Annotated in this window: 16 protein-coding genes; 8 read left to right on the top strand and 8 right to left on the bottom strand. The window is 54.9% G+C overall.

The window, feature by feature from the left end; genetic code table 11:
• The first annotated feature begins 33 nt into the window (after window positions 1-33).
• The 3 genes from Poly59_RS09280 to Poly59_RS09270 all read left to right on the top strand — a co-directional run bounded on the left by Poly59_RS09280 (window position 34) and on the right by Poly59_RS09270 (window position 2,572).
• Window positions 34-1,074 (top strand): type II secretion system F family protein, encoded by a 1,041-nt coding sequence (locus Poly59_RS09280; RefSeq protein ID WP_186776118.1) that lies wholly within the window; start codon window positions 34-36, stop codon window positions 1,072-1,074.
• Between the two features lie 158 nt (window positions 1,075-1,232).
• Window positions 1,233-1,976 carry a methyltransferase gene (locus Poly59_RS09275; RefSeq protein WP_146533788.1) on the top strand — a complete coding sequence of 248 codons (744 nt, stop codon included), beginning with the start codon at window positions 1,233-1,235 and terminating at the stop codon, window positions 1,974-1,976.
• Between the two features lie 233 nt (window positions 1,977-2,209).
• Window positions 2,210-2,572 (top strand): hypothetical protein, encoded by a 363-nt coding sequence (locus Poly59_RS09270; RefSeq protein ID WP_146533787.1) that lies wholly within the window; start codon window positions 2,210-2,212, stop codon window positions 2,570-2,572.
• Between the two features lie 40 nt (window positions 2,573-2,612).
• Here Poly59_RS09270 and Poly59_RS09265 read toward each other — a convergent pair whose 3' ends face one another.
• Window positions 2,613-3,746 carry a hypothetical protein gene (locus Poly59_RS09265; protein ID WP_146533786.1) on the bottom strand — a complete coding sequence of 378 codons (1,134 nt, stop codon included), beginning with the start codon at window positions 3,744-3,746 and terminating at the stop codon, window positions 2,613-2,615.
• A 526-nt stretch (window positions 3,747-4,272) separates the two neighbouring features.
• Here Poly59_RS09265 and Poly59_RS09260 point away from each other — a divergent pair.
• Window positions 4,273-4,821, top strand: coding sequence for an AlkZ-related protein (locus tag Poly59_RS09260; RefSeq protein ID WP_146533785.1), 549 nt, complete (start codon window positions 4,273-4,275; stop codon window positions 4,819-4,821).
• Between the two features lie 19 nt (window positions 4,822-4,840).
• Here the strand turns inward: Poly59_RS09260 and Poly59_RS09255 are convergent, their stop codons facing one another.
• From Poly59_RS09255 to Poly59_RS09245, 3 genes are all read right to left on the bottom strand, one after another.
• The gene (locus tag Poly59_RS09255) at window positions 4,841-7,750 is read right to left on the bottom strand and encodes a PQQ-dependent sugar dehydrogenase (protein WP_146533784.1); all 2,910 of its coding nucleotides are present in this window, start codon (window positions 7,748-7,750) and stop codon (window positions 4,841-4,843) included.
• 172 nt (window positions 7,751-7,922) lie between these two features.
• Window positions 7,923-9,677, bottom strand: coding sequence for a TIGR03545 family protein (locus tag Poly59_RS09250; RefSeq protein ID WP_146533783.1), 1,755 nt, complete (start codon window positions 9,675-9,677; stop codon window positions 7,923-7,925).
• Window positions 9,674-10,555 carry a TIGR03546 family protein gene (locus Poly59_RS09245; RefSeq protein WP_146533782.1) on the bottom strand — a complete coding sequence of 294 codons (882 nt, stop codon included), beginning with the start codon at window positions 10,553-10,555 and terminating at the stop codon, window positions 9,674-9,676. Before Poly59_RS09245 ends, Poly59_RS09250 begins: the two co-directional genes overlap by 4 nt.
• A gap of 312 nt (window positions 10,556-10,867) precedes the next feature.
• On the opposite strand from Poly59_RS09245, the gene Poly59_RS09240 reads away from it, so the two are divergent.
• Window positions 10,868-13,768 carry a PD-(D/E)XK nuclease family protein gene (locus Poly59_RS09240; protein ID WP_146533781.1) on the top strand — a complete coding sequence of 967 codons (2,901 nt, stop codon included), beginning with the start codon at window positions 10,868-10,870 and terminating at the stop codon, window positions 13,766-13,768.
• Window positions 13,765-16,377 carry a UvrD-helicase domain-containing protein gene (locus Poly59_RS09235; RefSeq protein ID WP_146533780.1) on the top strand — a complete coding sequence of 871 codons (2,613 nt, stop codon included), beginning with the start codon at window positions 13,765-13,767 and terminating at the stop codon, window positions 16,375-16,377. Before Poly59_RS09240 ends, Poly59_RS09235 begins: the two co-directional genes overlap by 4 nt.
• A gap of 54 nt (window positions 16,378-16,431) precedes the next feature.
• Here the strand turns inward: Poly59_RS09235 and Poly59_RS09230 are convergent, their stop codons facing one another.
• The 4 genes from Poly59_RS09230 to Poly59_RS09215 all read right to left on the bottom strand — a co-directional run bounded on the left by Poly59_RS09230 (window position 16,432) and on the right by Poly59_RS09215 (window position 21,401).
• Window positions 16,432-16,866 carry an AP2/ERF family transcription factor gene (locus tag Poly59_RS09230; RefSeq protein WP_146533779.1) on the bottom strand — a complete coding sequence of 145 codons (435 nt, stop codon included), beginning with the start codon at window positions 16,864-16,866 and terminating at the stop codon, window positions 16,432-16,434.
• A 238-nt stretch (window positions 16,867-17,104) separates the two neighbouring features.
• The gene (locus Poly59_RS09225; protein WP_390621461.1) at window positions 17,105-17,962 is read right to left on the bottom strand and encodes a hydroxypyruvate isomerase family protein; all 858 of its coding nucleotides are present in this window, start codon (window positions 17,960-17,962) and stop codon (window positions 17,105-17,107) included.
• 140 nt (window positions 17,963-18,102) lie between these two features.
• Entirely contained in the window at window positions 18,103-19,389 is a 1,287-nt protein-coding gene (locus Poly59_RS09220) for a valine--pyruvate transaminase (RefSeq protein WP_146533777.1), read from the bottom strand.
• Between the two features lie 62 nt (window positions 19,390-19,451).
• Window positions 19,452-21,401 carry an AAA domain-containing protein gene (locus Poly59_RS09215; RefSeq protein WP_146533776.1) on the bottom strand — a complete coding sequence of 650 codons (1,950 nt, stop codon included), beginning with the start codon at window positions 21,399-21,401 and terminating at the stop codon, window positions 19,452-19,454.
• Window positions 21,402-21,450: 49 nt separating this feature from the next.
• On the opposite strand from Poly59_RS09215, the gene Poly59_RS09210 reads away from it, so the two are divergent.
• Window positions 21,451-21,762 (top strand): DUF1294 domain-containing protein, encoded by a 312-nt coding sequence (locus Poly59_RS09210; RefSeq protein WP_146533775.1) that lies wholly within the window; start codon window positions 21,451-21,453, stop codon window positions 21,760-21,762.
• 320 nt (window positions 21,763-22,082) lie between these two features.
• A complete protein-coding gene (locus tag Poly59_RS09205) occupies window positions 22,083-23,306 on the top strand; it encodes a DUF1559 domain-containing protein (protein WP_146533774.1) in 1,224 nt (407 codons plus the stop codon).
• Window positions 23,307-23,312: the final 6 nt, after the last annotated feature.

The following is a 23,312-nucleotide window of genomic DNA, read 5'->3' as shown; positions in this document are numbered from 1 at the left end:
CGAACACCCAATGCATCTGTGGATAGTGCATCGGTGAGTAGTGCATCGGTGAGTAGCGCATCGGTGGAAAGCGAGTTGCCGAAGTGGTTGTGGCGTCAGTTTCGTCAGCGCAGCCGACTTGTGCTGAACAGTCTGCAGGGTCCGCCTTACAAAATGCTGGCAGGCTTCTGCCATGATTTTGGAATGTGTGTCCGGTCGACAACAAATATCTCGCGGAGCCTCGAGTTGTGCCTGAAACCGATTCGCAGGTCAAAACTGGGCTCTCTCTGGAGCGACGCGGCCGAAAAGGTTTCTCGCGGTTCGTCCATTGCGGAAGCGCTGGCGAGCGGTGAACCCCGACTGCCACCGTTTTTCCTTCCGGTCGTTCGGGCAGGAGAAATGTCGGGCAGGCTCGACGAAGCATTTGCGTTCTTGGAGAGCCACTGCAAAATGCTTGCCGGTCCCGCCACTGCTCTTCGCAAGTTGTGGTTGTTTCCGATCCTGGTCATGCTGTTTGGATCTGCGATTAAGTTACTGATGCACTTGGGGTTGGGTTCCATCGGCGGTGCAATCACAACGCTGTTCGTCGAAGCATTCTCGTGGGTCCAACTTGCGGTGATCGTTGCGATCGTGCTGATGACGCCCGTGCGATACTTTTTCGACCAAGTTCGCTTAGCGATCCCGCTGGTCGGCGCACTCGAACGAGAAATCGCTCTTCATCCTTTCTTTCGAGTGATGTCGTTGCTTTACGGTGTCGGCGGCCATCGAGTTGAAATGATGATCCAAACAGCCGCGAGGACCGTCAGCAACGAAGCCGCCAGACGCGATCTCCTGCAAGCCGGCGTCGCGATCGAGAACGGAGCGACGATCGCCGAAGCGTTCCGCCAAGTCAAAATGCTGACCGATGACGAAAAAGCAACGATCGGTGTCGGCGAGATGTCAGGTGTGCTGGAACGATCGTTCGATCAAATTTCAAACGATACCGGATCCAGCATGCTCTCTAAGCTCAACATCATCCAACCCATCCTGATGCGCATCGTCACCGCGGTGGTTGCCATGTCGATCATTGGCACGGCAATGGGGATCCTTTTTTAGCGAATGAAGGGAAACGGCTTCGCCGGGCGCATGCTCGCAGCTAGCACGACGTGCGGTTGTTGAGCTTTCAACTGTTGAATTGTTGCTGCCCAGGCCTTAGCTTGTTTGGAATACCATTCCAGCAGCCTGATGGGCTGTCCTCCAACGATGTGCCTACTATGCGACGTCTTGTCCTCGGTCTTCTGTTGACGGTTTGCTGTTCACTCGGTTGCCGAACCGAATACCGCGAAGATTTGGATTACTCGTACGACGTTCGTCAGACTTGGACGGTCGACGAGTTGGCGTTTGGCGAGATTGTGCAATTCGAGTCGGTGTTCTGGGAAGCCGATGACACGATCTCGCTGCGCAAAGAAATCGTCGACAACACGATCGCCGCAGGACGTGACGTTCTGGAAATTGGCACCGGCACAGGATTGATCTCGATCCTGTGTCTGCAGAACGACGCCAAGCGAGTCGTTGCGACGGACATCAATCCCGCTGCTGCTGCATGTGCAAAGTACAATGCAGCGATGCTAGCGCCCGATGACGAACTTGACGTGCGACTGGTTTCGCAGCAGTCACCAGGAGCGTTTGCGGTAATCCGCTCCGACGAAAAATTTGACCTGATCATTTCCAATCCTCCCTGGGAAGACGGATCGATCAACCAGCCGCTCGATCATGCGTTCTACGATCCGGGTTTTGCGCTGATGGATTCGCTGCTTGATGGTTTGCCCGAACATTTGAAACCAGGTGGTAAGTGTTTGCTTGCCTATGGGCATGTTCCTGCCATCAAACGCTTGCAAAGTGAAGCAGCAAAACGGAAATTGACGTTGAAAATCTTAGATGATCGAGATCTCGATTTATTGAGCACCGATTTTTTGCCAGGAATGCTGGTCGAAATCAAGACACCACTGACGAAGTGACTGTTCCGACTGACCGAAAGTGTCCTGCGCGGATGCGGATTTCGGCTCGCTAAATCGCGTCATGTCAATAGCGATTGGGAAGCGATGAAAAAGTCCGTGGTATTTGGCTTGCGAACCGCTATCCGACGTCACTAACATGAAGGTGGATGACGACGAAATTCATTCGCTCTTCTTTTGACCGGTCTTGTGTCGGTCACGCCATCATCCATCCTCACAGTCGGATACCATGCCCGATGATTCACTACACCTGTGATCGTTGTAAGCGCCAAATCGACACCGCCGAGCAGACGCGATACGTCGTGCAAATTGAAATCCAGTCGGCTATCGAAGAACCGACGATGGTTTTTAACGACGACGTTGATCAACTCAGCGAGCTGCATGAATTACTGGAAGGCTTGCATAGCGAGTCACTCGATGACGAATCGCTCGACGACTTGATGCACGGCGACTTGATGCACGGCGAACCGCTTGGCGACGACCACTCGCAGCTCAGTCACCAAGGCAGATACGATTTGTGCCCCGACTGTCACCACCAATTTTTAAAGAACCCACTTGGCCGTGATGCGGTGATGGCCATCGGTTTCAGTAACAACTAGCGTTTGGCACGCCCGAGCCAATTTCTGGTCGGCTTTGCCGTCACTCAATCGCTGGTTTGGCGACCACGACCCGAGTCCCCAGTTGCTGTGAATCCAGTTGCTGTGAATCCAGTTGCTGAGAATCCAGTTGCTGAGAATCAAGCGGCTGAGAATTCAATCGCTGAGCGCCTTCGATGTGATTGAGCGAGACGAAGTCGTCTCGCGAATCGGCATAGTCGAGCGCGGCGATACGAACGGGCATCGGCAATTTGGTGATCTGATCGTCCAAGTAGGGATCAGCCGCTCCGCTAAGAAAACGAGCGAGCCAGCGTGTGTCCGCGGCGCTCGGTTCCAAGTCCAGTTTGATCGCAACAGCACGCAGCATCGATGGTAGTGAGTGTGGGGGCGATTTTGGTTTCAGTCGCCCGGCAATATTCCGCAGTGCGTATTCCGCTTCAGCGATTCGTGCCGCCTGATTGGCGGCGACTTCGTCGCCCGCTCGGTAGGTCGCCACAACAAAATTTGCGGAACCAAACGTTTTCGTTTCTCGATCGAACCCGCCAAACGTTTTGTGATCGGACTGCGCGATCACCGAAACGTCCATCAAACTTCCTCGCCAGTTCGCGGGCACGGCAAGTGTGATGCGAAACACTTTCTCGCCTTCTAATACTTGCTGTGCCGTCCAGCGAAGCTTGAAATACACGCCGCGCCCGCGGTTGATTGTGCCAGCTGCAGTCACGGCCTGGACGGCCGCTTGCCGATGGAACTCGATCGAGTTGATGTTCTTGTTGCCCTGGTCGGCACCCAGACTTCCGCTGGCGAGATGACCGTAGCTGCCGTTGGCGGACAGTCCCAACGTTAAGTTTTTTTCTTCGACTTGCTTGACCTGAATCGGCGACGACACATCGCTGGCCGTTTCAGTTCGTGGCGCGTAGTCAGCGATCGTGATCGCGGCGTCACGAGGTTGGCAGCGGACCAGCCACTGATCGATTGTCGGTATCGTCGGCGTTGTGATCATCGACGAAAGACGAAGTTCGATAGTGACAAGCGAAGTGTCGTCGGGCGAGACTTCTGCCGCAATTACCGGCGGTAAGTCAAATTGGATTTGATCGGCTGCGACGACAACCGTCGAGGTCAGCAGGCTAAGTGTGACGCATAACGCAACGTGTTCAAAACGCTTTGTAGGAGCAAACATTCTGGCATTCCTTTCCATCACTTCGCCCACTGATTCGGCAGAGGCGATCGACAACGCTGAGGGAGACGATGGTCGCTTCGGTTCATCCAAAGCGTGCGATGCGAGCGTCAAATTAATGAGCACCCGCGAAATCGCACAACCACTTCCTTCCTGGAAAGGGTCAAGCCGTGACGGCTCGACAACACAAGGTTAGAAAGAAGCTTGGCATTGGCAAATGCAGCAAACAACAGGCGCGGCTGGGCAGCACCGACCACCCTCCACCGCTCAGGCATGCGTGAAACTTTACTCGATCACGGATTCACCGCGGCGAACAGTCGTGAAACGCAACCCTTGCGATTGCCCGCCGGGCTGATCGAGTTCGCCTAGGTTGGCGTCCTGTCGTATCGTGGACAGTTTGGTCCGGCGGTCACAGCGCGGCGGCGCTCTGGTTGCTCGGCAATTCTGGTAAAACTGGCTCTATCAATTCCGGTTCAGCTTCGTCAGCGAGCGCCCGGCTCGCGACAATATCTTGCAACGCCCGCCTTCTATGATCAAGACATTCGAAGAAGCTTTTCAGTTTGTGATCGAGCACAAAGTTTGCACGGTATTTGGAAGCAAGGGATCGCCCTATCCATCGCTCTGGGACAACACGGGACTATCCGAACAAAAACCGAAAGAAGGCGGTTGGAATCCCAAGGTCATGGCAGTTTGGGATTGGAAGACTCGGATTCCGCAGACATATCCCGACGCCGTGTATTACGGAAAGATGCCTGGTGGCGATGCTGCGCTGATCGAAATGCAACACTTTCGCGACGTGCATTACCCCGCCGCGTACCAATCCGTTGGTGAACTCGATGCGCTATCGCAAGCCGTCTATGAACTTGTGCGGCTTGAACCGGGATACACCGGCACAGTTCGTAAACGAGCGATCGCCAAAGAAGGGTGCACGAAGAGCCAGTTCGATACCTCGCTAAAGAAACTGCAAGTCAGCTTGAATATCGTCCGAGCGAATGACGTAAAACTCAAAAATGATTTTTGGCTAACAATGCGCGAGGTTCATCTGGACATCGTGCAACAGCACGAATTGGGACAATAAACCTTGCCGATTGTTCGTGCTAGTTCGGACTTTTCTGTGACGTCAGGAATGCCAATAGGTCGGCGGCTTGTTGGGCCGTCAGGTCGGCGAGCAGTCGATCGGGCATCAAGGATTTTTCCAGCGGCTTTAGGTCCTCGATTTCGTCTTGCAAAAGCTCGTGCGATTTTCCTTGTGCGTCGATTAGATACACCGCGTCTTTGGTTTCGCTTTGCTTCAAGCCACTGATTACCTGGCCGTCCGTCGTTAGGGCAATGTAGCCTCGGTACTTTTCTTCGATCTTGGCAGAAGGATCCAAGATGCTTTGCAACACTTCCAGAGGTGTTCGAGTTCCGCCGATGTTGTTCAAGTCGGGACCGACCGCAGGGCCGGGATCGCTGATGCGGTGACATTGTTTGCACGTGATGCCTGATTGGTTGAAGTACAGGTCGCGACCACGGGCAATGTCGCCCGGAATGCTTAGCAATTCATTCTCGATAACGTGATCGCCCAGTCGAACGATACGGAGATGTGCGGGAAGAAACCGCTCGAACAGATCTCGCACTTCGGGCAATGTGTCCTTGGATGCTTTCGCGGCGATTTGTTCGCGCAGCGATGCCGGCATGTCTCGGTCTGCACAGGCGACCGATAGGGCCAGCGCCGACGGGACGGACTGCAACAGGCTGTTGATCCGATCGGTGGTGTCATCATCAACGGGTGAATGGATGAGCTGCGAGATTGTATCGTCGTATGGCTGGGCAGGTACATCGGCGTCAAGCGACGCGATCCAGTCGTGGACAATTTGAATACCGGCATCATCGACCAGGGTTGGTCCAAATTGCGGCATATGACCGCGTCCAGCCTTAGCCATCCGGTACAGCAGGACACTGCGGCTCGGGTCGCCAGACGCGACAACTCGTGCGTCTGGAATATTGAAGGTTCCCTGCGTTGGCATCGCGTTGACCAAATTTAATTGGTCCAAGTCAACGTTGCGGACCAGTTCGAACGGCGCGGTTCCTCCGCCGCCGCGACGATGGCAATGGGCACAGTTCAGATCGAGGTAGGTGCGTGCCCGGTCTTCGATTGAAGCCAAGTGGTCATAAGGGTTGGCGCAGACACCAACGTCGGCTGATATTTCGTCTAAAAGTCCGATGCGTTTTAGCTTATCAAGCTGGTTCTCGGATTCGTCGGCGTAGGTTCGATTGAGCTGGTCCAGTTTGAAACCATGAACCGTGCTAGCGCTCCAAATGTGGCACAGCGAGCATTGATCGCGGCTGGCGTGCAGCCATGTTTGGGTCCGATGCCCGCTTGGCTGCGATGGATCTGCGATCGTCAATTCGCGAGTCACTGCGACATTGTCTTGCAGGATCGCGTCAGTTTGGTCGTCGTTCCAAATGTAATTGTACGCGTTCCAATCATCGTGGTTGCGATGCAGAACTTGCGTTTCGAGCCGGCGCTGAGATGCTGGGTCCGAAGTGTCAGCTAAGTAAGTGACCGTTTTGGCTAGCACGGTGTTGTGGGGGAATGAAAAGAAACCAGCAACCTGACCGGTTTGCCAATCACTCTTGTCGAACGTCGAAATCTTTTCGTTACTCACGATTCCGATCCACTGTTGCGAATCAGTGTGATCGGACCAGTGGTGAGCGTTGATCGAATAGGGAATCACGCCGACTGCGGGGGTTTGATCCTCGGTCTTCGTGAACAGGCCTGTGTCGCTAAGTCGGCGGGGGAAGGCGGCGGCCGCGGACTCATCAAGGTTTGGAATCAACCGATGGATTGTTCCGTCATAGCCGATGGTTAAAATTTCTCCATCGTCGTCGCTCGCGAAGCAGATGATCTGCAATGTGCTGTCGGCGATTTCCGCTTGCCAGGTGACTTTGCCGTCGGCGTATTTCAACGCCCATATTTTCCCTGTCATCCAGTCGCCGTAGATGTAGGCATCTTTGAGCGCTGAAATGCGATCACTTTGCCAGAAATAGCCACCGGTAATGCTGCGAGCCTCGGTGTGATCATGTTCGACTGTCGGCGGCGTGATCGGTATGTCGCTGCGGTAGCCGTCACTCTTGACGACTTGGCTGCCTTCGGTCTGGCTCCAGCCATAGTTGGCACCTCGCTCGATTTTGTAGACCATCTCTCGCATTTCCCAACCCACATCGCCGGTCCATAGCGAGTTGTCTTTGGGGTTGAACGACATCTTCCAGGGATTTCGCAGTCCGAATGCCCAAATCTCACCTCGCACGCCTGGCACTCCGACAAACGGATTGTCTTTGGGGATTCGGTACGGTTGCTCGGGTGAATGACCACGCACATCAATGCGTAAAATCGATGCTTCGAAGTCCGATAAATCCTGGCCGGTGTCCAATCGATCGGGAGGATTGGGATCTTGGCCGTCGCCGACCGACACGTATAAGTAACCATCGGCGCCGAAGTGCAGACTGCCGCCGGAGTGTCCTTCGCTATTCCAAGTTGCCAGAACGGTTTCGCTAGCCGGGTCGATCGTCATCAGGTTCGTATCGGTTACGCGAAAACGCGAAACGCGAGTTCCATCGGCTGTTTTCAAAAGCGATGTGTAAGCGAGATAGCATTCGGGCGTGCGGGGAAAGTCTGGATCGAAGGTGATACCGTAGCTACGCGACAATGGTTTACCGAACGTCTTACCTTCCATCGCGGTGTGCAGGTTAGATGGATCCGACTTGTCGAACGTAACGACGGTTCCGTTTTGCTGGACGACGACCCATCGATTGGTTTCGGGAAGACGAACCATTTCCGTGGGCCCTTTTAAATCGGCGTCCGCGAAAATGCGTTCGAGCCGGTAGGGCAACGGCGGGTCCGGGGTGCCCTTGATTCGAGAGGATTGCCAGCGAAGAGGTTCGTCAGCGTTTGCCCGATCTGCGTTCGCGTTTATCGCGATCGCCGCTAGGCCCCATGCCCACAAAAATAGAAGACGCTGCACGCTAAGCTCCGTCTGACCGGCCGAAGAGAGTAGATGATCGAATGCAATCGATCATTCTATTCAAATCTTAGATCAAGAATGCGGCCCTAGGAGCAGAACCCCACTATTGAGTTCCCGTATTGAGGACTTGAGGCTGTTTCCCTGCCCAGCGAGCTGGTATTAGCCGCAGGGGCTATCGCAGCTTGCTTTCGATCGCGCTTCGCAACCGACTGCCAAGCATGGCTTCGGCGTTGCCGGCTTCGCTGAGAACCTTGCGGCTCATTTCTTCGATCGACTTGTCGGCACTGGCTAGCAGGGTCCGAGCTTCGGTAGCTTGCGATCCAAGCCATTGACGCAGCGCGATCGTTTGGTCGGCGTGTACCTTTTCGATCTTGGCGGTCATCTTTGCTTTTGTGTCACGAAGTTGGCCATCGATCGCATCTTGCGATGCACGACGCATCACTTGGCCCAAGTTCGTGTTGAGTTTTAGGTCCAAGTCTTTCCAAGTGCCGGCGAAATTGGCATCAATTTCGATTCGGTCAACGGCCGCCAACGAGTCTCGCATTGAAACGACACCGGCAGCGTTGTTAAATTTGGGATCAACATTCAGGTCCATCTGCACGCCGGTTTGCTTGCTGACCAATCGGCCTTCGATTGCGTTGCCTTCGGTGCGAACTTGAACCCACAGTTCTCGCTTACCACCGTTGATTGCCAAACCAGCTTCGGCAGGATTGCCCAACCGCATCGGCTTGGCGTCCATTTCGGGCCAGTGCAGTGTCAGCAAGTCGACGTTGGCGTCATTACGTCGATCGCGAACATACTCGACTCGCAGCACTTCCGGTCCTTCGAGACGGAATCGAGCACGCGTTGGCTCGGCAAGTTGTTCAGGCGTGGGTGTCATGTTTTCGACGATGCCAGTCATGGCGTACACATCGCCGCCGGAACGCATCAGTCCGTTGACTTCGCAGTGACGGACCATCAGTTCGGGACGTGCAACACGTTCCAAATTATGATCGACACCGCGGACACGCAGACTCTCCGGCGCCACGATGGTGTAGTTGGCAAGAGTTCGACCGTTGTCCAAGTAGGACTTGATTTCTAAGATTTGATCGCGGACCGCATTGGTGATGATATCGATTCCGAACCCCGACGCATTGCTAAGATCGCCAGGGATGTACTTGTCTACTTTGGCGATGTCGATACGTTTCGCTTCTTCGAGAGATGCCAAATCGAGTTGCAATTGTTCGGGAAGTGAATCGAGCGACTGGCGCACGGCCATCAAGTCGTCCTTTGCCTCGCGGGCTTCGGCGAAAGTACGTTCGATTTCAACATAGTCACGCAACGGATTATCGATCCCTTTTGCACGTTCGCTGATCGTTCGGATTTTCGACTCCAACTGGCGTGCTCGCAGAACCGTGGCGGCGTATTCGCCTTCCCAGCGTGCGCGAATCTCTTTGCTGCGGCGCAGCGTTTCTAAATCCGTGACCAGCGATTCGGCTTGGTCGCCAAGCTGATCGACTTGAGCGCCAAGCAGTTGGGCGAGCATGGATTTTCCGTCATCCGACTTGTCAGCCGATATTGTGTTTTCAATCCGGCCAGAGGTTTCGCGTGCCGATCCGATTTGCAATCCTGTGATCACACCGCTGCTAGCGACCCAGCGGCGATGCAGCATCGCGTCGCCATCAATCACCAGCTCGATTGAATCCGCTCGGATTGCATCTCGCATATCTTTGCCATCACGCGGATCCGTGATTTGCACATTGACGTACTGAACGCGCGGCGGAAATAGGCCAACGTTCGCTCTCGCAATGTCGACCTTAGCGCCCGTGACGCTTTCGATTCCGCGAACCGTGACATAAGTCGCCAGCGGTCCCAGTCCCCAGCTAAGCAGAAAGACGATCGCAACGACAACAATCAACCGAGTGAGTACAAAACGCCAGCGAATCATACCGATTTCCTTGTCTGTGAGTCTCGCAATTGACGCAGCAAGTAGTTGAGTGCTTCGTCCATTGGTTGGCTTTCATCAAACGCATTTGATGAAGCGGATGGGGACTGCGTCGAGGCGTAGTCGTCATGAGGTGCGGGGACTGCCGAGGCATCGGACATTCGGATCACGTCGACTCGAGTCTGTACGGCGACCTTGGTTCCGTCATTTGCCGTGACTTCGTCATCACCAATCTCGTCGCTCGAAATTTCTTTGAAGTCGATCCGATTGTTGGTCGCGCCAGACTTGTCACGTTGACCGTCGCGCTGGCTTTCACGGTGCGGTGATGGCACTGCACCATGGCCATGATCGACAAGCGTGATCGGCCGAGTTTCGGTTTGGTGCAAATCGGTTTGACGGGTGTCGGTCGGCAGTTTCGATGCCGCAATTTCCGATTCGGCCGAGTCTTCCTTGGGACGGAATGCTCGGAACACGGGATAAGTGATTATGAACACTGGCAGCAGCGCCAAGGTCCCGATCACAAAACTGCCCATCACGACGGTGTTGTTCAGGTCCATCCATGGAACCAGCGGTAACGCCCACGCATTGGCGGCGACCTCGGTCACGTCGGGGTGCGTCAACACATAGTTACCGACTTCGTGAGAAATCGGATCTAGCCGCGCTGCGATGAACGACACACCGATGGCGGTCAAGCCCGCCGCGGCATGGTTCAGCTTCAACGACAAAACGACCACCAACAGCATGATCGCCAGCAAGTTGCCGTGCGGTATGATGCCAAGCAATAGCCCGAACGCGACGGCCCAGGCTAGTTGGTGCGGATAACGACGCCCGGCGATTGCTCGTCGGAGTGTATTGAACAGTTTGATTGTCCAGAGAATCATGTCTGTGCGCCTCCATGCGCACGGCTATGTCTGTGGGAACTCGCAGTGCTGTGTATCGTCTATCTGGGCCCGAACATTCAATACGACCCGCAAAGTTTTCCAAATCGGTTGACTCGGTTATTGCCAATTCGCATGCCTGGCGACTGGGATTGTTGCCTGAAACGCAGTGAAAACGAGGTTTTGCGCTTCGGCGTTGGTCTGGCGAAATAAATTTTGGGCAAGGTTGCTTTCAAGTGACCAAACGTGTCAAAACGATGGCCGACAATCGCCGAAACTTCTGGCTTCAACGTTCACACCCCAAGACACTGCCGCGTGAAACTTTTTTCGACATCCTGTGAAACTGTGTTTGTTGGCTGGGACGGTCCCCTGTTGCCACGCTCTGTGACGACGTTGACCGAGCGATTCCAGCGTGACCACCAACTGGATCTCTCTGGATTGTTGTGCGTGTTGCCATCGGCCAGAGGCTCGCATCGGTTGCAAGACTTGCTGTCGCAGTACAGCGAAGCGAACTCGATCGAATTGCGCCAGCCCGACGTGACCACCATCGGAAGCCTTGCCGAACGCTTGTACGAACCGACGGCAACGTTGGCGCTCGAGTTCGAACAGACGCTCGCGTGGGCCGAGGTCATGCGGCAAATGCGATCGGAAGAACTGGAACCGTTGATCCCAACGATCCCGCCACCCGAACCGATCTCGCCATGGCTGGAATTGGCGGGCATGCTGCGCCGCTTGCATGAAGAACTCGCGTCAAGCCAGTTGACGTTTCGAGACGTCTACGATGTTTCCGAGACCGAATCCGAGAAACGCCGCTGGAAATTGCTGGACCATATTTTCAAGAACTATTTGACATCGCTTGCAAATGTGGGTCTGGCCGATCCGCATGTCGAGCGGCGCAAGGCGGTCACCGCGGACCGATGTCAAACCGGAAAAACGGTTGTGCTGATCGGGACAAGTGACCTGAGCGGCGCGATGACGGCGATGCTTAGGAATCTGCACTCGGATGTGCTGTCGATCGTTGCGGCGCCATCGTCGATGGCGGATCGGTTCGACGAATTCGGCTGTGTCCAAACGGATCGGTGGACTGAACATCATTTGCCGATCGAAGACGCGCACCTTATTTCCGCGGGTGACGTCGCAGATCAAGCCATGGCAGTTGCGGAATCAATGGCGGAATTTGCAGTGCGTTATCGTGCCGATCAAGTGACGGTCGGCGTGACTGATGAATCCCAAGTCGGTCCAATCGAAGTCAGTCTGCGGGGCTGTGGGGTGCAGACGTTTCGGCATCTCGGTTGGACGGTTTCGGAAACCGCGGTCGGTCGACTGCTTGACTTAACGGCTTCCCATTTACAGCGACGAACGTGGCAGTCATTGGCGGCGATGGTGCGGCACGCTGACGTGTGCCGATTTGTCACCGAAAGTTTAGACGAAGAGAGTTCGGATCGATGGCTTACCGAGCTCGACAAGCTGCTTGCCAATCATTTTCCGATTCGAATCGGAAAGCCGTTGCCGTCCAAGGCCGTCGAGTCTCACCCGCTTGCGATAGCGGCCGCTGACGCGGTGGCTCAGTGGTTGGCTGTGTTCGGCGATGGCGGATCAGGCCAAGAAAAGGCTTCGATTGCCTCGTGGAGTCAAGTGATTGGGAAATGGCTGACCGAACTGTATCAGCCAGCCGAGCCGCCGGTTTCCGACGACGACGATCTTGATCAGCAGCCGGCTGTGACTCGCGATCGCACATCGATGGCGCTCGATGCAGCGACGAAGTTGATGGAACGGTTTGCTGATCTGAACGCTGGATTGGACCTGGACATTACTGGCGCCGCTGCCATTGAAATGCTGGCGGCACGGTTAGGGGACACTCGTGTGGTGGGCACCGCGAAACCAGATCATGTTCAGATTCTCGGTTGGTTGGACCTTGCACTTGACGATGCACCGGCGATGACGGTCGTTGGTCTGAATCATCCGTTTGTGCCTGGTGCGACGACCAGTGATCCGTTCTTGCCCGGTTCGCTTCGGACTAAACTTCGCATGGCCGACAACGAACGCCGTTACGCTCGCGACGTCTACGCGATGCACCTGATCCTGTCTGCTCGAAAAGACATTCGGTTCATCGTCGGAAAGTCGAAGGCGGATGGGACGCCGACACCGCCCAGCCGATTGCTTGCGGCAACGCCAACCGAAGACGCGGCTCGTCGAATTCGAATGCTGCTTGGAAAACCTCGAAGCCGGACGCTGATCGACCACCAGTGGGATCAACCGCCAACCGAAAACGGAATCGTCATCGCCGGATCGAAACTCGAGATCCCGGCGTTTGATTTGTCCGGTGACGAAGACATCGTGAAGACGATGAGTGTCACAGCGTTTCGCGACTACTTGGCGTGTCCTTACCGTTTCTACCTTCGTCACGTCTTGAAACTAAGGCCGATTGATGATCAGTCGGGTGAGCTTGCCGCCAATCAGTTTGGCGATCTTGTTCACGGGGCGCTAGAACGTTTTGGTGAATCGCCTGACCGCGATGAAGAGCAAGCGTCCAAGATCGAAAAGTTACTGTTGGAATATCTGCATGAATACGCCGCGGACTTTTACGGCAGCGACGCTTCCACGGCGGTCGGGATCCAAGTCGCCCAAGCTGAACGCCGACTAAAGGCAGTCGCGATCGTGCAAGCCCAGCGCATTGCCGAGGGGTGGAAGATTCACGCCTCGGAAGCTTCCGTTAGCGAAAAGGAAGGAGCGGGGGTTGAAGTGGATGGCCGGCGAATGGGGCTGCGGGGCCGATTCGATCGAATCGATTTTCATCAAGCGACCGGTCGCTGGGCGATCTTGGACTACAAAACTCACGGGCACAAACCCGAAAAGAAACACCTCGAAAAGGCTGGTGATGGACACCGCTGGATTGACCTTCAATTGCCACTGTATCGCATGATGGTTCCGTTTTTGGGAATTGAGGCTCCGCCTCAAGAAGTATCGCTCGGCTATTTCAATGTCAGTGAAAAGGACGAAGAGACGAAAATCAATCTGGCCGAGTTCACCGAACCGCAAATGTCAGATGCCGAACAGATCATTCATCACTGCATTCGGCAAATCTGGCAGCGCAAGTTCGAACCGACAAGCGAACGAGTTGAGTTCGATGACTATTCGATGATTCTGCAAACCGACGTCGCCAGCCGCATGCTGGATCAAGATGATTCCTGGGGATCCGAAGGAGAAGGAGCATGAACAAAGTCACTGATCCAATGGAGTCACCATCCGATTCATCTGATGTCGACGCATTTACCGATGGTGGATTGCTGCCGACACTCGTCCGAGCATCTGCTGGAACCGGCAAGACCTATCGCTTGACGGCGCGGCTGCTGCGAATCTTGTTGCAGGGTGCTTCCCCCGAAACGATCTTGGCGACGACGTTCACTCGCAAAGCCGCGGGCGAGATTCTCGATCGTGTGTTGCTAACGCTGGCTCGCGCCGCCGATCCCGATGATCCCGAGGCCTTGCAGTCGCTGCGCGATCAAGTCGGCATTGCGACGCTGCCGCGCAGCGTGTGCCTGCAATTGATCGACACGTTGCTGCGTAACATTCACCGACTGCGCATCTGCACGATGGACAGTCTGTTTTCACAACTTGCCCGATCTTTTCCATTCGAATTAGGGTTGCCGCCGGCCTGGCGACTGACGGATGAAATCGAAGAGGCTTGGTTGCGCGAGCGGGCGGTCGATTCGGTGATCTCAATGCTCGATCGTAGCGAAATGACGGCGGTTTTGTCGATGCTCGGCAAGGGCGACATCAAACGATCGGTTGCCCGTGAATTGTTGCAAGTCGTTGACGCGGCTTATAGCGGCCAGCGGCTATGCAACGACGACGTTTGGAAGCAATTGAAAGCACCGAAGCTTCCCGAGTCTGCAGACGTGACACGCGCCGCCGGGATCATGCGAATGGCTGAACCGCCACAGAAGCGGCTGCGGACGAAACTGGATCAATTCGCTGAAAAGCTAGAGCTTCGTGATTTTGGTTCATTGGTCGATGACACGCTGGTCGCCAATATCGGTGCGGCAAGACGATCGCGAACCGAAGTTCTGTACTATCGATCGCCTTTTCCTGAGGGCGTGGATGAAGCATTCGATGTCGTTTACGCCGCCGCGAAGTCGACGGTCCTTGCGCTGATGAATGCGCAGAACGAAGCAACCGCGACTGTGATCGCAGCTTACGATCACCACATCGGACAATTAAAGCATACTGCCCGTGCGGTGGGGTTCGAGGATGTTGCGATCCGCTTGGCGGCTGAGTTTTCGCGATTGGATCAAAAATCATTGGCGCTGCGAATGGACGGCGCCGTGGATCACTTATTGCTTGACGAATTTCAAGACACGTCGCCGGTGCAATGGCATGTGCTGCGCCCGTTTGCGGCCAGGTGTGCAGCACCGGTTGATGAATCTGCCGGGAAAGATGCTCAGCGTGAAGTGCCGAAGTCGTTTTTTTGCGTTGGCGACACTAAACAAGCGATTTACGGATGGCGCGGCGGTGTGGCAGAAATTTTCGAGGCGGTAGCGGATCAGATTTCGGGGATCACAGAAGTTGAGCAGAACCAAAGTTTTCGAAGCAGCCCGGTCGTGGTCGAAGCGGTCAACGACACTTTCAAGAATCTGCAACGCCATCCGATTTGTGACGCTGCCAACTCGGGCGATCTAACCGACAAGTCGATGTATGAAGCGGTTGCGGTCCGAGACTTTGCGGTTCGGTTTCCGACGCACTCCACCGCTCGGATGGAACTGCCCGGACACGTCAGGCTGGAAACGGCGCGTCAGATCGAAGACGGCGATGCGTCCCAGCGGCAACTGGCATGTTTCGAAGACGCCGCGCGGATCGCCGCTGAAATCAATGCTGCAAACCCTGAACGTTCGATCGGGATTTTGACGCGGACCAACCGTGGAGTGGCTCAGTTGATTTTCATGCTCGAACAGATGGAAGTTAGCGTCAGTCAGGAAGGCGGTAACCCGCTGACAGATTCGGCTGCGGTAGAAATGATCTTGTCGGCACTTATGATGGCAGAACATCCTGGCGATGGCCGCTGGGCATTTCACGTGTCATCGACGCCGATGGCCGCGATTCCCGGTTTTGGCAGCGACTTTGTTCGGTCGATGTGCGAGGACCGCGGGGTGGCGGAAACCGTCGAATTCTTGGCCGGAACATTGGCACCGCTTTGCGATGTTCGCGAAACGTTGCGGTTGAAACAACTGGTGCAACTGGCGCTAGGTTACGAAATGAATCCTGCGCCGCGGCTTCGCGACTTCGTGCGAATGGTTCGCGAAAAGCGAGTCGAGCGTCCGCAAGCCGCCGCGGTTCGCGTGATGACGGTTCATCAATCCAAGGGACTGGAATTTGATGCAGTGATACTGGCTGAATTGGACGGCCCGTTGACTCGTGCTCGGACGTCATGCGTGCCCGATATCGAACGAGCCGGTGATCCACCCAAGGGCCTGTCGCGATACCTCGGCAGCAAGTCGTGGCACTACTTGCCCGCAACCTGGCAGCGGGCGTTCGGGATGCAAGCCGAAGGATCGATGACCGAGGCGATGTGTTTGCTATATGTTGCGATGACGCGCGCTCGGCAGTCGCTGCGGATGGTGATTCAGCCACCCAAGAAAACGGCATTCGAAAACCGAACGCCATCGTCATTGATCTATCACGCGCTTGGGTGCAAAGAGGATCCAACCCAAGGCGAGACCGTTCTTTTCGAAAGCGGTGATCCCGCTTGGATGGGCGAACCGTCTGAGCCTGTGGCCGAGAAGAATCCAATGGAGGCACCCATCGCAATCAAGTTTCGTTGCGACTAGCAAACCGTTTTCAAACGGCGCAGGTGATCGTCCCACGCGATTCGTTCCGGCAGGCTACTTGCCCATCGATCGAACGCCTTTGTTTCTGGCTTTGACTGCCATCTCATAGGCTTCGTCGTCGCCGTACTTTTCGACTGAAAATCGCTGTGTCTTTCGCACGCCCGGCTGGGGGCTCCACTGGGCAACCCAATAACCGTAGACCGGTTTTGACTTCCACCGCGGATCGACTTCTTCGACATAACGGACGCCGACAACACCTGACGTGTTGTTGGATCGTTCTTTGTTGGCGATTTGCTTAGGAGTAAAACCCTTCAGCTTTTCTTCCATTTTGTCGCGGTGTTTACGTGCCGCCAACAGTGCTTTTCGTTTTCCGCCATATTCGCGGTCCGAAAAGTATTCCATGTGCATCTTAGTTTTTCGCATCATGCGAATCAGATATCCGCCCGTGGTAACGCGTTCGATACGGGTGATGTTGCGGTCTGCACTCATGTTGAAAAAACTCAATCTAGATATGAATCATCTGTTCCCGCTGCAAATTGCTTGTGTCAACCGATCAGCCATGCAGCACGGACGCTTCTTGGAAGCTCCGATTCAAGCACAAGTAACTGGGAAATGCAACTCGCCAACGAGCCAATTTGATAAACCGCCCTCACTAGAGGGGCGGTTTGTGGAGTAGTGACCAACCAATGCACCGGATCGCGAAAACGCTTTTCATCGATCCAACGGTTTAGACGATGCACTGCTTGACGGCGTCACGCAGTCCAGCCATCGGATCGCGGACTGGCAAGAACTCGTGGGCGAAGTAGCCGTCAAAGCCGGTGTCGGCGATCGCTTTTGCGATCGGTGGATACAGTAATTCTTGTGAATCGTCCAGTTCGTGGCGACCTGGATTTCCGGCGGTGTGGTAGTGACCGTAATACTTGTGGTTTTCTTGAATGGTGCGAATGATGTCACCTTCCATGATTTGCATGTGGTAGATGTCATACAAAAGTTTGAAGTTGTCGCTGGCGACTCGCTTGACCAGTTCGACGCCCCACTTGCTGTTGTCGCACATGTAGTCGGCGTGGTTCACCTTACTATTTAGCAGTTCCATTTGCAGTGTCACGCCCGCTTTTTCGGCAAGCGGTACGACTTTGGCTAACGCATCGACACAGTTCTTCATGCCGGTTTCGCGATCGGTGCCACGCGCGTTACCACTGAAGACGATTACGTTCTTCCAACCTTCGGCGGAAGTCGCTTCGATTGCCGCAGAAATTTTTTCGATGCAATTGTCATGGAACTTCGTGTCGCACAATCCATTACTTAGTGAATGCGATTGAACCATCGTACAGATCAAGCCGTGCTTCTTTAGTGTTGGGAAGTCGGGCGGATCTAGCAGGTCGATCCCGACCATTCCCATCGACGCTGCTTCTTTCGCCAAGTCTTCGAGCGACATTTTCGGGAAGCACCACTTGCAAACCGATTGATTCAGTCGGCCCTGTTTGGCATCGACCGAGGCGGTGGCGTTTTGGGTGGTCGCAGCAGCCGATTCCTGTGCCGATGCGACGCCGGTGACGGCTGCACTTGCAACGGCTGCCATCATCATGCCGCGGCGACTAACTTGGCCAGACGATTGTGATTGATTTTGATTTTGCGGTGTCGACATCAGCTGAGCCTTGGGGCATGAGGAGTCAAAATGGGGACGCGTATTATAGCTTGCGATTCGAAGGAATTATCCATCGGATTCTATTTGGATCGATAGGCACGCTGGACTTCGTCCGCGATCGTTTCAAGCCCTTTTCGCACCTTTTCCTCCGGCATCGTGAAAGTCATTCGGATGCACTGGTCGCGGTGAGGCCACGGTTTGGCCTTATCGGCGGATAATTGATCGCCAAAGAAAAAGTAGTTGCCAGGCACAATTAAGACGTCTCTACGTTTGAGGCGTTCGTACAGTTCGGTCGCTGTGATCGGCAGATCTTCGAACCACATCCACAGAAAGAACGCACCTTCGCTTCGGTGAATCCGATAGGGAGTCGCGTCGTCGAAAATTTCTTCGGCCATTGCAATCGCGTCGATCGATTTTTGGAGATAAAACGGTCGCACCACATCGTTGGATAGTCGCAGCAACTCATCCGTTTCGATCAAGGGTTTGACGATGGTTTGTCCAATATTGGTGTTCGCTAGTCCGATGATCGAAGTCATCGATGCGATGGATTGAATCAATTCCTCGCGAGCGATCACGATGCCAGTTCGTGTTCCCGGCAGCCCGATCTTCGAGAGGCTTAGAGTCAGCACCATCTGGTCATCCCACATTGGCGTGACGTCGGTAAAGATCGCGTTGGGGAAAGGCACGCCGTAAGCACCATCGATGATCAGCGGGATGTTGTGCTGACGAGCCAGGTTTGCGAGATGGTCGATCTCCTCGTCAGTGAGTACGTTCCCACTGGGGTTGGTGGGACGCGATACGCAGATCGCAGCAATGTCGTCGGTGACTTCTAGTTGTTCGAAATCGACTCGGTATTTGAAACGGTGCTTCCCGATCTTTTCGATCCGAGGCCGGACCGCGTGGAAGAAATCTTCGCCGACCGATTGGTTGGCATAACCGATGTACTCTGGGATCACCGGCAGCATGACTTTCTTAGTGCGACCATCGCTGAATCGGCCGGCAAGTGCATTGAGGATGAAGAAGAAAGCCGATTGTCCGCCCGGCGTGACTGCGATGTTTTCGGGGCCGATTTTCCAGCCAAAGTTGCGTTGAAACATTTCTGCTAGCGCAAGTCGAAACGCCGCGTTTCCAACCGGTGGTTCATAGTTGCCGAGCGAATGCTCGAGTTCGCCGGGCACGGCAGAGATCTCTTCGATGCGGCGTCGCCACACAGCATCGATTTCGGGGATGTGCGCCGGTTGACCACCGCCGAGCATGCAGATGCGGTCACCGCCTATTGCGATTGCGTGGCCCAAGTCGTCCATCAACTCGCCAATTCCGCTACCGCAAGCCAGACGCTCGCCAAATTCAGATAGTTCCCAACTCATGTGTCTCGTTTCCATTCGTGCAGATTCAATTGAACTTTGTGGGCCGGTCAGTTTTCTCGCCGTTAAGAGTCGAACTCAAATACCGAACGATAAGAATCCGCTTTGTCAAAGTACTCGAGCATTGACTCGTAGAATCCGTTGATGCCCAAGGTTGCGCTGTCGCCGATCACAATCAGCTTCCGTTTCGCGCGGGTCAACGCCACATTGGTTCGCCGTGTGTCTGCCAGGAATCCAATTTCGCCGATCGAGTTGCTGCGCGTCATCGTGATGATCACGACTTCTTTTTCGCGGCCTTGGAATCCATCAACCGTGTCGATTTCCAGCTCCGGTGCATCCAGTCGATTCCGCAATAAGCGTACTTGCGCGGCGTAGGGAGCAATGACGGCAATTTGATTGGCGCAGATGCCCGCTTGAAACAGTTCTCGCACCAAGTTGACCACTAGATTCGCTTCTTTTGGGTTGCGTTTGCTTTCGCCGTCCGGTTCTAGCTCTTCGTCAAATTCGGCGCCGGCGGTGTCGATGAACATCAGCGGCGTTTCGGTCAGTGACGTCGTGTCGACACCTTTGAGGTCACACAGGCGATGTGCCTTGACCGACGCATCGGCAACTAACGAACTGTCGTAAAACATGTCCGACGAAAAACGCATGATCGATTCGTTCATGCGGTATTGGACAGTCAATCGTCGGAAGACTTCTTCGCCATCTCGGTTGACCATTCGCTGCATCAGAGATTCTCGCAGGCCTGCGCCTGCGGCTTCGTTCGACAATACGGTTGGCGGCAATTGTTGGTGGTCGCCGCCCAGGATCAACCGGTCGGCTCGCATAACAGCCTGCCAAATGCTTGGCAGCGTGCTTTGGCAAGCTTCGTCCATCACCACCGTGTCGAATTCACGATCGCCCAGCAAGTCGTCATCGATTGTGGTTGTCGTGCAAACGACGTCAGATCGGTCCAGCACGCCGCGGATGATAGATCGTTCAATCGCTCGGATTTGGCTGCGTAGTTGGTTGGCCTCGGCTTGGATTTCGCGTCGCTGTCGATGTCCGCTCTTGCCGCGAAAGTCTTTGGAGGCCGCATTCATCAGCCCTTGGATTTCGCGGCGGATATCACGAATGACTTCGTTGGACGGATCAGCATCAACTAGTTCGTCTAGCGTGTGACCGCGCAAGGCCTCGAATACTCTCGCCGGATGCCCGACGCGAAGCACGTGCGGCAACATCGCGACCAAGCGCTCAAGCAAATTGTCGACGGCTGTGTTGCTCGACGCACAGGCTAGGACGCGCTCGCCGCGCAGAACGCATTGGTAAATGATTTCGGCAAGTGTTGTTGTTTTGCCGGTGCCGGGTGGACCGTGGATGATGGCGACGTCTTTGGCCGACAAGGCGAACCGGACAGCGTCTTGTTGGGGTGGGTTCAGCGACGTTAAGAAATCGACTTCTTTGGGTTCGCTGAATCGCAGTGGCCTCGTCCCGATCAGCACATCGCGTAGCGTCTTCGCTCGTCCGCTTGCGTCACGGGCTCGTGCCATCGCGGCCACTTGGCGGCGGCGAGTCGTTTCGTCAGGTGATAAATCGATGCGAAATCGATCGCCTTCTGGCCAAACGTCGACGGCGACTTGCAGGGTATGGGGGCGGCGTGCGCTGACGACGCCGGGGACACCCTTGTCGGCTGGATTTGCGTTGTCCGACACGACGACGGGCGATCCAACCTTCAGCCGATTTTGTGGCAGCGGTTTCTCACCCGGTTTTCCAAAATCCAGCACCAAGCGTCCCGCCAAGCCCGTGTTGTGGTCCAGCAGGTCCATCCGAACCAGGGTTTCACCAGTGCGTTCGACGTTCGTTTGGTCGCGGATCTGGCGCCGACGGACCATCCGCTCGCGTTCCGCCTCGGCCTCCCGTTCCAACCAATCAGCCAGCGTGTCAAAGTATGCATCAACGGTGATGGCGTGATCGAGCGATGGCGGTCGCTTCGTGTTCGCTTTTCGAGCAGGCGTGTTTTTCGATCCGTTGGGCATGCGGTCAGATTTCAGTGAGACTTAGGTAGTGAGAACGGGATACTAACGAATGGGGCTTTTATCAAGCATCTTAACAGCACTGGCGATCTGGACAGTGGTCGCTAGTTTGGTCACTGCCTGGCTGTACGCGAGAGACAAACGGGCGGCGGGGCGAAACGACAGACGGACGCCCGAGAATACATTGCTCATCTGGAGTCTTGTCGGCGGATGGCCCGGTGGGCTGATCGCAAGTCGTTTGCTGCGGCATAAAACGTACAAGATGTCGTATCGGATCCGCTTCGTGGCTTGCGTAATCGTCAACGTCGCAGTCACAGCTGGAATCAGCTGGACGATCAATCGAAGTGTTAATTTTTTCCGTTGAGTACACGAAAAATGCTTTTCATTGATTCGACAACCGTTACGATCAGGGGCATATCTGTTCACTCATTAGACGCTTGAGGTCGATTCGATGATTGCGGTCAGGTTTTTAGGGTGTCTTTTCGCTGGAAGCGTTTTTCTTTCTTTGATCTCAGGCTGTGGTGGTGATTCGCCGCGACAGGTGCAAGAGACGTCTGAGTTGTCCTTTGAAGATATGGCAAATCAGATTGAACAAGAAAGCTCTGTGATTGAAGAAGAGTGATCTGAAGACGTGTGAACAGACGAATCTCGATCGACGATCTTACGACTAGGAGTAACCCTGTGATGACGAATTCACACCGTTTCATTCGACCGGCGTTCACGTTGGTCGAATTGCTAGTCGTTATCGCGATCATTGGAATTTTGGTCGGTTTGCTCTTGCCGGCCGTGCAAGCGGCTCGCGAAGCAGCGCGTCGAATGAGTTGCAGTAACAACGCGAAACAGATCGCTTTGGGGCTGCACAATTACCATTCGGCCTACAAGCAGCTACCTATTCACGGTGGCGGCCCAACAAACGAGTTCGAAAATTCGACTGGCGCAGCAATTCGGACCGACGGGCGAGGATTCACGCGACTTGAACTTAGCTATCTGGTTGGCCTTCTGCCATTCGTGGAACAGCAAGCGATGTGGGAAATGGTTAGCAACCCGCTAAACGAACCCGACGGCGATGTTTGGCCCGCGTTCGGGCCACGTCCCACCCTTGGCAGCTATCCACCTTGGGCGACGGACGTTCCAACGTTCCGGTGTCCGAGTGATCCCGGATTTGGATTGCCGGCGCTCGGCCGTACGAACTATGCCTGCTGCACGGGCGACGCATTTTATGATGCCGAGGAAGGCGCGACGATTTGGAACACTGGCGCGAATCGATGGGAGTATGAAACTGATGCGCGGCAAATGCAGCGTGTTCGAAGCGGAATGCGTGGTGCTTTTGTAACGCGAAAGTCGATGAAATTTCGCGACATGACTGATGGATTGTCCAACACCATCATGTTTGGCGAAATCATTTCCGGATTGACGGACCGAGATAAACGAAGCGTCAGTTTCACTAACGCTAAAGGTGGATTTGTCCAAGTCGCCAACAACCCCAAACGCTGTCAGGATATTGGTTACATCGATCCTCTGCGTCCGCGTTTTTGGACCGCTGCGGCAAACGTCACGTTTAGCGAACGAGGCAGCCGTTGGGCTGATTTGCATACGTTGCAAACTCAGATGAATACCATCTTGCCGCCCAATGCGGAAGTTTGCTTGGTCGGCAGCAGTGACACCTATGGAATGGCACCGCCAAGCAGCCAGCACAACGGCGGTGTTCACGTGTCGCTTTGCGACGGATCCGTTCGATTCGTGACTGATTCGATCGAAGCGGGGACGTCGACGACGCCGACCATCTACTATCGAGCACTGTCATCGGAAGTCAGCAGTACCACGCCGCCCGGATCGCCGAGTCCGTTCGGATTGTGGGGCGCGCTGGGAACTCGAGCGTCCAAAGAAACCATCGACGAAGATTTTTAATAAAGC

The sequence above is a fragment of the Rubripirellula reticaptiva genome, from assembly GCF_007860175.1.
Lineage (GTDB): Bacteria > Planctomycetota > Planctomycetia > Pirellulales > Pirellulaceae > Rubripirellula > Rubripirellula reticaptiva.
This window is presented reverse-complemented; position numbering and strand designations above follow the sequence as displayed.

What these genes read in the sequence shown, in the direction of transcription:
- Poly59_RS09275 (WP_146533788.1), top strand. Translation starts at nt 1,233, where the DNA reads ATGCGACGTCTTGTCCTCGGTCTTCTGTTGACGGTTTGCTGTTCACTC.
- Poly59_RS09270 (WP_146533787.1), top strand. Translation starts at nt 2,210, where the DNA reads ATGATTCACTACACCTGTGATCGTTGTAAGCGCCAAATCGACACCGCC.
- Poly59_RS09265 (WP_146533786.1), bottom strand. Translation starts at nt 3,746, where the DNA reads ATGTTTGCTCCTACAAAGCGTTTTGAACACGTTGCGTTATGCGTCACA.
- Poly59_RS09260 (WP_146533785.1), top strand. Translation starts at nt 4,273, where the DNA reads ATGATCAAGACATTCGAAGAAGCTTTTCAGTTTGTGATCGAGCACAAA.
- Poly59_RS09250 (WP_146533783.1), bottom strand. Translation starts at nt 9,677, where the DNA reads ATGATTCGCTGGCGTTTTGTACTCACTCGGTTGATTGTTGTCGTTGCG.
- Poly59_RS09245 (WP_146533782.1), bottom strand. Translation starts at nt 10,555, where the DNA reads ATGATTCTCTGGACAATCAAACTGTTCAATACACTCCGACGAGCAATC.
- Poly59_RS09235 (WP_146533780.1), top strand. Translation starts at nt 13,765, where the DNA reads ATGAACAAAGTCACTGATCCAATGGAGTCACCATCCGATTCATCTGAT.
- Poly59_RS09230 (WP_146533779.1), bottom strand. Translation starts at nt 16,866, where the DNA reads ATGAGTGCAGACCGCAACATCACCCGTATCGAACGCGTTACCACGGGC.
- Poly59_RS09225 (WP_390621461.1), bottom strand. Translation starts at nt 17,962, where the DNA reads ATGATGATGGCAGCCGTTGCAAGTGCAGCCGTCACCGGCGTCGCATCG.
- Poly59_RS09220 (WP_146533777.1), bottom strand. Translation starts at nt 19,389, where the DNA reads ATGAGTTGGGAACTATCTGAATTTGGCGAGCGTCTGGCTTGCGGTAGC.
- Poly59_RS09215 (WP_146533776.1), bottom strand. Translation starts at nt 21,401, where the DNA reads ATGCCCAACGGATCGAAAAACACGCCTGCTCGAAAAGCGAACACGAAG.
- Poly59_RS09210 (WP_146533775.1), top strand. Translation starts at nt 21,451, where the DNA reads ATGGGGCTTTTATCAAGCATCTTAACAGCACTGGCGATCTGGACAGTG.
- Poly59_RS09205 (WP_146533774.1), top strand. Translation starts at nt 22,083, where the DNA reads ATGACGAATTCACACCGTTTCATTCGACCGGCGTTCACGTTGGTCGAA.